Annotated in this window: 9 protein-coding genes; 1 reads left to right on the forward strand and 8 read right to left on the reverse strand. The window is 70.1% G+C overall.

Annotated features, from left to right (window positions below; genetic code table 11):
• Positions 1–1,086 (reverse strand): hydrogenase small subunit (locus tag C667_RS17720; protein ID WP_004372889.1); only part of this gene is annotated, 1,086 nt, incomplete at its 3' end.
• A gap of 357 nt (positions 1,087–1,443) precedes the next feature.
• Between C667_RS17720 and C667_RS17725 the strand changes: the two genes are divergently transcribed.
• A complete protein-coding gene (locus tag C667_RS17725) occupies positions 1,444–2,484 on the forward strand; it encodes an META domain-containing protein (RefSeq protein ID WP_004372891.1) in 1,041 nt (346 codons plus the stop codon).
• A 532-nt stretch (positions 2,485–3,016) separates the two neighbouring features.
• On the opposite strand, the gene nusB is transcribed toward C667_RS17725, so the two are convergent.
• The 7 genes from nusB to dsbD all read right to left on the reverse strand — a co-directional run.
• Entirely contained in the window at positions 3,017–3,517 is a 501-nt protein-coding gene (gene nusB / locus C667_RS17730) for a transcription antitermination factor NusB (protein ID WP_004372893.1), read from the reverse strand.
• Positions 3,514–4,017, reverse strand: a complete 504-nt coding sequence (gene ribH, locus C667_RS17735; protein ID WP_004372896.1) for a 6,7-dimethyl-8-ribityllumazine synthase — start codon at positions 4,015–4,017, stop codon at positions 3,514–3,516. Before ribH ends, nusB begins: the two co-directional genes overlap by 4 nt.
• Before the next feature lie 17 nt (positions 4,018–4,034).
• Complete coding sequence (gene ribBA / locus C667_RS17740; RefSeq protein WP_004372898.1) at positions 4,035–5,126, reverse strand: bifunctional 3,4-dihydroxy-2-butanone-4-phosphate synthase/GTP cyclohydrolase II; 1,092 nt, start codon at positions 5,124–5,126, stop codon at positions 4,035–4,037.
• A gap of 66 nt (positions 5,127–5,192) precedes the next feature.
• Positions 5,193–5,804, reverse strand: coding sequence for a riboflavin synthase (locus C667_RS17745; protein ID WP_004372900.1), 612 nt, complete (start codon positions 5,802–5,804; stop codon positions 5,193–5,195).
• Between the two features lie 63 nt (positions 5,805–5,867).
• Positions 5,868–6,155 (reverse strand): HigA family addiction module antitoxin, encoded by a 288-nt coding sequence (locus C667_RS17750; protein WP_004372902.1) that lies wholly within the window; start codon positions 6,153–6,155, stop codon positions 5,868–5,870.
• 10 nt (positions 6,156–6,165) lie between these two features.
• Positions 6,166–6,444, reverse strand: coding sequence for a type II toxin-antitoxin system RelE/ParE family toxin (locus C667_RS17755; protein ID WP_004372903.1), 279 nt, complete (start codon positions 6,442–6,444; stop codon positions 6,166–6,168).
• 51 nt (positions 6,445–6,495) lie between these two features.
• Positions 6,496–7,873, reverse strand: a 1,378-nt coding sequence (dsbD, locus tag C667_RS17760; RefSeq protein WP_004372905.1) for a protein-disulfide reductase DsbD, incomplete at its 5' end; no start/stop codon positions are given.

Genomic DNA, 7,873 nt, shown 5'->3' on the forward strand with positions numbered 1-7,873 from the left:
GCCGGCGCCGGCCGCCGCGCCGGCGACCGCGGCCAGCACCGCGGCCGAGCCGAGCGTGGCGCCCTGGCCCTGGGGCTCGTGGATGGCGGGGTAGAGCGCGGGCGGCTCGACGTTCTTCACCTTGGCGAGCATGTGGATCGGCTTGCTGAAGCCGACCCCCTCCTCGGTGCAGCCGATGCAGGGATGGCCGCAGCCCACCGGCCAGGTGCCCGCGCCGGCGTCGCCGAACAGCACGGTCGGGCAGTTGGCGTAGGTCTCCGGGCCCTTGCAGCCGAGCTTGTACAGGCAGTAGCCCTTGCGGTGGCCGTCGTCGCCGAACGCGAGCGCGAAGCGGCCGGCGTCGTAGTGGGCGCGGCGCTCGCAGTTCTCGTGCACCAGGCGCGAGTAGGCGAACAGCGGCCGCCCTTGCGCGTCGACCGGCGGGAGGCTGCCGAAGGTCAGGAAGTGCACCACGGTGGCGAGGAAGTTGTACGGGTTGGGCGGGCAGCCGGGGATGGTGACTACCGGCTTGTCGAGGATCTTGCCGACGCCGACCGCGCCGGTGGGGTTGGGGTCGGTCGCCGGCATGCCGCCCCAGGACGCACAGGAGCCGATCGCGATCACCGCGGCGGCGTCCTTCGCGCATTCGCGGGTGAGCTCGATCGCGGTCTGGTTGCCGACCTTGCAGTAGATGCCGCCGTCGCGGGTGGGGATCGCGCCCTCCACCACCAGCAGGTACTTGCCCTTGTGGCGCTCCATCGCCGCCTTGCGCGCGGCCTCGACCTGGTGGCCGGCGGCGGCGAACAGGGTCTCGTGGTAGTCGAGCGAGATGACGTCGAGGATCAGCTTCTCCAGCGTCGGGTGTTCGGCGCGCAGCATGGACTCGGTGCACCCGGTGCATTCCTGGAAGTGCAGCCAGATCACCGAGGGGCGCTGCGCCGCCTCCATCGCCTGCGCCATCGCCGCCTCCGCGCCCTTGGGCAGGCCGAGCGTGGTGGCGAGCGTGGCGCAGAACTGCAGGAAGCTGCGCCGGCTCATCTCGAGCCGGGATTCGATCGGGCGCTGCGGGCGGCCGTCGGGCGAAAGTGCTGCGGGCGCTGAAAGCATGAGTGTCCCCTCGTGTGCGCGATGCGGTCGTGGCCGCAGGATGTGTGGGGGAGCATCAAGAAGCGTGCCAGCGCGGACGGCAGGGGTTTCGCCAGCCGCGCCACGCCTTTCCTGGCCGGCGCTGGGGCAGTGGGTGGAAAAGCGCTGATCGGGTCGTGTGCGGAAACGGAAGAGTAGTGTCCGGATGCGTCCGGGTTCGTGCTTGGCGCTTGTTCGCGGGCAAGCCCGCTCCCATGTCGCAGGCGACGAGGACACGCAGGGCCTTTGGGCGATCGCCCCACGCCGGTCGAGCGGATTCGCGCCCTTGCCCTCGGGGTCTTAGAATCGCGAGCTCATCCTCAACTCCAGGCCTTGCCGATGAATCCCGCCTCGCCGCTCGCCATCCTGCTCGCATCCTCCCTGCTCGCCGGCTGCGGCCTGCTCGGGCGGGTGCTGCCGTCGTCGTCCCCGAGTGCCGCGCAGACCGTTGCCGCGGAGCCGGGCTCCGCTGCGCCCGTGCGCCAGGCCGACCCGGCCGCGCTCGATCCGCAGCCGCCGCTCGAGTTCCGCTGCGGCGAGCGCAGGGTCGAGCTGCGCCACTTCGGCGAGCTCGCCACCCTCGGCGTCGATGGGAAGGTGTTCACGCTGCGGCCCGAGCGCAGCGCCTCGGGGATGCGGATGGTGGCGGTGGACGACGCGCGCACCGGCATCTGGGTCAAGGGCAATTCCGCGCTGCTGAGCCTCGCCGGGATCGAGCAGCCGGAGTGCCGGCGGGTGGCGGAGAAACCGCTGTTCCGCGCGGTGGGGAACGAGCCGGCGTGGCGGCTCGACATCGGCGCGCAGGGGCTGGAGCTGATCGCCGACGATGGCGCCTCGCGCGCGTTCGCCTCCGGGCCGCTGGTCGTGGAGGCGGAGGGCCTGCGCAGCTACCAGGGCACGAGCGCCGGCGGCGAGCTGGAGGCGCTGGTGTTCGACCGCGTCTGTGTCGACACGATGAGCGGGATGACGCACCCGAACACCGTCGAGGTGCGCTGGCAGGACCGCGTGCTGCGCGGCTGCGGCGGCGATCCCGCGCGCCTGCTGCAGGGCGAGCCCTGGGAGGTGGTGGAGCTCGACGGTCGCGCGGTGGCCGATCCGGCGCGGATCACGCTGGGTTTTGCCGCGGAAGGGCGGCTCGCGGGCAGCGCGGCCTGCAACCGCTACTTCGGCAGCTACGTGCTGTCGGGCGAGGGCCTGCGCCTGTCGCCGCTGGGTGCGACCAAGATGGCCTGCGAGTCGCGCGCGATGGAGGAAGAGCGGCGCTTCATGGTGGCGGCGGCAACGGTGAGCGGATTTGCGATCGCGACCGACGGCGGGCTGGAGCTGCGTGCCGGGGAGCGCGTGGTGATGCGCGCGCGGCGCGCTTCCGGCCCCAGATAGGTGGCGGGCGGGGTGGATGGAGACCCGTTGCGCGTCGGGGGCTGTGCGGCTGCATTCGCGCCTGCCGGCGCTCCTACATCAACCGTCGGGGTTCCGGGGTTGGGCGGTGTTTGCGGCTGGCGGCGTTCCTGCGTTGAGCGTCGGGGTTCCGGGGAGGCTGCATTCGCGCCTGCCGGCGCTCCTACATCAACCGTCGGGGTTCCGGGGGTGGGCGGTGTTTGCGGCTGGCGGCGCTCCTGCGCTGAGCGTCGGGGTTCCGGGGAGGCTGCATTCGCGCCTGCCGGCGCTCCTACATCAACCGTCGGGGTTCCGGGGGTGGGCGGTGTTTGCGGCTGGCGGCGCTCCTGCGTTGAGCGTCGGGGTTCCGGGGAGGCTGCATTCGCGCCTGCCGGCGCTCCTACATCAACCGTCGGGGTTCCGGGGGTGGGTGGCGTTTGCGGCTGGCGGCGTTCCTGCGTTGAGCGTCGGGGTTCCGGGGGGCTGTAGGAGCGGCGGCAGCCGCGAATGGGGCGGTCGGGTGGGCGACGTGCGTTCAGCCGCGCTTGGCGCGGGCGGCCTCGACCTCTTCGGGGCGCAGGCGGGCGGCGAGCTTGTCGAGCACGCCGTTGACGAACTTGTGGCCGTCGGTGCCACCGTAGCCCTTGGCGAGCTCGATGGCCTCGTTGATCACCACGCGGTAGGGGGTGTCGAGGTTGTGGCGCAGCTCGTGGGTGCCGAGCAGCAGGATCGCGTGCTCGATCGGCGACAGCTCGGCGACCGGGCGCGACAGCAGCGGCTCGAAGCAGTCGCGCAGCTCGTCGGCCGCGCCGGTGGCGCCGCGCAGCAGGCTCACGAACAGCTCGCGGTCGATCTTGTCGAGGTTCTCGGTCTCGGACTCGAGGTGGCGCTGCACCGTGGTGGCGGTGTTGCCCGACAGCAGCCACTGGTACACCCCCTGCAGCGCGAGCTCGCGCGCGCGGCGGCGGGCCATCTTGCTGGTCGGGTTGGGCGCGCCGGCGCTGCCTTCGGCCTGCGGGTTGTCGATGTCGCTCATCGCACCACCTTCAGCAGGTTGACCATCTCGACCGCGGCGCGGGCGCAGTCGGCCCCTTTCTCGCGCATGCGCGCGACCGCCTGGTCGTCGTCCTCGGTGGTGAGCACGCCGTTGGCGATCGGCAGCCCGGTGTCGAGGCCGACGCGGGTGACGCCCGCGCCCATCTCGTTGGAGACGAGCTCGAAGTGGTAGGTCTCGCCGCGGATCACCGCGCCGAGCGCGACCAGGGCGTCGTGCCGGCCGCTCCTGGCCATGGTCTGCAGCACGAGCGGGATCTCCAGCGCGCCGGGCACGGTGACGATGCGGATGTCCGTGCGCGCGACGCCGAGGGCGAGCAGCTCGTCGGTGCAGGCCGACAGCAGGCCCTCGCAGATGTCGAGGTTGAAGCGCGCCATGACGATGCCGACACGCACGCCGGCGCCGGCGAAGCTCGGCTCGATCTCGTCGATGCCGTCGTAACGGGCGCCCTGGCGGGCGTTTTCGGATTGGTTGCGTTGCATGCTGGGGGTTCTCTGGGTCAGTTCTTGTCGACGAAGCCGGTGATCTCGAGGCCGAAGCCGGTCATGCTCGGGATCTTGCGCGGGCTGGCGAGCAGGCGCATCTTGCCGACGCGCAGCGCGCGCAGGATCTGCGCGCCGACGCCGAACAGGCGTGCGTCCCACTTCGCGGTGGGGCGGTCGTGGCCGCCGTTGAGGCCGACGAGGAGCTCGCGGCCGGACATCGGGCGGTAGAGCAGCACGATCACGCCGGCCTCGGCTGCGGCCAGGGTCGCGAGCGCCTGATTGACCGGGAAGGTGTGGTGGCCGCTGCCGGCGTCGAGGAAGTCGAGCACCGAGATCGGCTCATGCACCCGCACCAGGGTCTCGCGCTCGGGGCGGATGTCGCCGTGCGACAGGGCGAAATGCACGTCGCCCGAGGTCTTGTCCTCGAAGGCGGTGAGGCGGAAGCGGCCGTGGGCGGTGTCCACGTGCTTCTCGGCGACCTTCTCGACCAGGTGGTCGTTGGCGGCGCGGTACTCGATGAGGTCGCGGATGGCGCCGATCCTGAGGCCGTGCGCCTGGCCGAACTCGATGAGGTCGGCCAGGCGCGCCATGGTGCCGTCGTCCTTGAGGATCTCGCAGATCACCGACGCGGGCTCGAGCCCGGCGAGCTGGGCGAGGTCGCAGCCGGCCTCGGTGTGGCCGGCGCGGATCAGCACGCCGCCCTTCTGCGCGGTGAGCGGGAAGATGTGGCCCGGGGTGACGATGTCGTCCGGGCGGGCGTTGCGGGCGACCGCGACCTGCACGGTGCGTGCGCGGTCGTGCGCCGAGATGCCGGTGGTGACGCCGGTGGCGGCCTCGATCGACACGGTGAAGGCGGTGCCGTGCGGGGTGCGGTTGTCGCGCACCATCTGCTGCAGGCCGAGCTGGCGGCAGCGCTCGTCGGTGAGCGTCAGGCAGATCAGCCCGCGGCCGTGCTTGGCCATGAAGTTGATCGCCTCGGGGGTGACGAATTCGGCCGCCATGACGAGGTCGCCCTCGTTCTCGCGGTCCTCTTCGTCTACCAGGATGACCATCTTGCCGGCCTTGATGTCGGCGATGATGTCGGTGATCGGCGCGAGTGCGCTCATGCTGTGTCCTTGTGTGCTGTTCTTGCTGGCGTTCTGACGACGCGTCGTGCGGCACGGCGGGGGCGATCAGGCCTGCGCCGCCTCTTCCCGCTTCCATTCGAGCATGCGCTCGACATAGCGCGCGATGAGGTCGATCTCGAGATTGACTTTGCTGCCGGCAGCGAGGTGTTTGAGGTTGGTCATCGCCACCGTGTGCGGGATCAGGTTGATCCAGAAGTCGCGACTCTCGACCCGGTTCACCGTCAGGCTCACGCCATTGACGGTGATCGAGCCCTTCTTCGCGATGTAGCCGGCGATCGCGTCAGGAGCGCGGATCACCAGCTCGTGGCTCTCGCCGATCGGCGCGAACTTCACCACCTCGCCGACGCCGTCCACGTGCCCGGTGACCAGGTGGCCGCCGAGGCGGTCGGCCAGGCGCAGCGCCTTCTCCAGGTTCACCTCGTTGCCCACCGCATCCAGGCCGATCGTACAGTTGAGCGTCTCGCGCGAGACGTCGTACTTGAGCTTGGGTCCGTTCATCTCGACCACGGTCAGGCACACGCCGCTGTGCGCGATGCTGTCGCCGACGATGACGTCGGTCAGGTCCAGGCCGTTGGTGTCGACGGTGAGGCGGATGCCGTCAGCGAGCGGCTCGATGTGTTCGATGCGGCCAACGGCCGCGACGATGCCGGAGAACATGAAGGGTTTGAACCGAAAGGGGAAAGGCGGGATTGTAGGGGAAAAAGCAGGGCTTGGCCGGGATCAGGCCGCGAGCCGCAGCGGCTTGACGGTATCCCGCGGGCGCTGCGCGGCCTGCCAAAGGTCGTGGGTGGCCTGCATCCTGAGCCACAGGCCGGGCGGCTGCGACAGCGCTTCGGAAAGCTTCAGGTCCATATCCGCAGTGATGCCCGCATGACCATTGAGAATCTTCGACAGGTGCGGACGGGAAATGCCCAGGTGCGTGGCGAACTCACCTACCGTGAGGTTGAGCTCGGGTAGCACGTCCTCCTTGAGGATTTCTCCGGGGTGGGGCGGATTGTGCATGTTCATGGACTTTGCCTCAGTGATAGTCGAGATAATCGACGAGTTCGACCTCGCCAGCGTCGAAGCGGAAGATCACCCGCCAATTGCCGTTGACCTTGACCGACCAGAATTCCGCCAGATTGCCACCGAGCTTGTGCAGATCGTAGCCCGGGATGCGGACCTGCTCGATCGAGCTTGCGCCGTCGAGCACACCGAGAATCCGGCGCAGGCGGGCCGCATGGTCGGGTCGAATCCTCGCCTTGGAGCCCGTCTCGAAGAAGGCTTGCAGGCCCGCATGCCGAAAGCTGATGATCATGGCTGGATTGTAGTGTGTATGCTTACACGCTACAACTGCTGTTTACTGCATCTACAACGCTCGGTCCAGCACCGTCGCGAACGGCTCCGCCTTCATGAACCCCACCACGCGCATGCCTTCGCGCTCCTTACCGTGGTCGTCGAAGAAGAGGATGCCCGGCGGGCCGAACAGCCCGAAGCGCTTGAGCAGCGCCTTGTGCTCGTCGGTGTTGGCGGTGACGTCGGCCTTGAGCAGCAGCATGCGGCCCATGCGCTCGGCGACCGTCGCGTCGCTGAAGGTGAAGCGCTCCATCTCCTTGCACGACACGCACCAGTCGGCATAGAAGTCGAGCAGCACCGGACGGTCGGTCTGCGCCAGGCGGGCATCGAGCTCGGCGATGGAGTTCACCTTCTCGAACTGCGGCACGTTCGCTGGCGCGGCGGCCTGGGCGCGCAGGATCGACAGCGGCTGCAGCGGGTCGCGCGAGCCGGCGAGCGCGCCCACCAGGATCGCCGCGCCGCAAAGCAGCAGCACCACGCCCACGCCCTTCCAGAAGCGCTGCCAGCCCTTGGCCTGCGCCGGCAGCGGGTCGATCGCGTGCAGGAAGATCGCCGAGAACAGCAGCAGCGCGGCCCAGCCCAGCATCATCGCCAGCGCCGGGATCACCGGGGTGATCATCCACAGCGCGACCGCCAGCAGCATGACGCCGAAGGCCTTCTTGACGCCCTCCATCCACGGCCCGACCTTGGGCAGCAGGCTGCGCGAGGCCACGCCCACCGCCAGCAGCGGCGCGCCCATGCCCAGGCCCATCGCGAACAGCGCCCAGCCGCCGAGCACCGCGTCGCCGGTCTGCGCGATGTAGAGCAGGGCGCCGGCGAGCGGCGCGGCCACGCAGGGGCCGACGATGAGCGCCGACAGCACGCCCATCAGCGTGACGCCGCCGAGGTGGCCGCCCTTGCCGTGGCTGGCGGTGTCGGCGAGCTTGCTCTGCAGCGCGCTGGGCAGCTGCAGCTCGTAGAAGCCGAACATCGACAGCGACAGCAGCACGAAGAGGAGCGCGAAGGCCGATAGCACCCACACGTTCTGCAGCGCCGCCGACAGCATCGTGCCGGTCATGCCGGCGGCGACCCCGGCGAGCGCGTAGGTGGCCGCCATGCCCAGCACGTAGGCGAGCGAGAGCACGAAGGCGCGCATGTGCGAGACCTTGTTGCCCTGGCCGACGATGATGCCCGACAGGATGGGGATCATCGGGAAGGTGCACGGGGTGAAGGCGAGCAGCAGGCCGAAGCCGAAGAAGCTGAGCAGGATGATCGGCACGCTGGCGCCCGAGAGCAGGCGGGCGATGTCGCCGGTCTCGTCGCTGGAGACGGTGCCGGCCGCGCTTGCGGCGGCGCCGTCGGCCGTCGCAAGCGCGGCCGGGGTGCCCGAGGCGCCGCTGCCGGCGCCGGCG

It is taken from the genome of Thauera phenylacetica B4P (genome assembly GCF_000310225.1).
GTDB classification, from domain to species: domain Bacteria; phylum Pseudomonadota; class Gammaproteobacteria; order Burkholderiales; family Rhodocyclaceae; genus Thauera; species Thauera phenylacetica.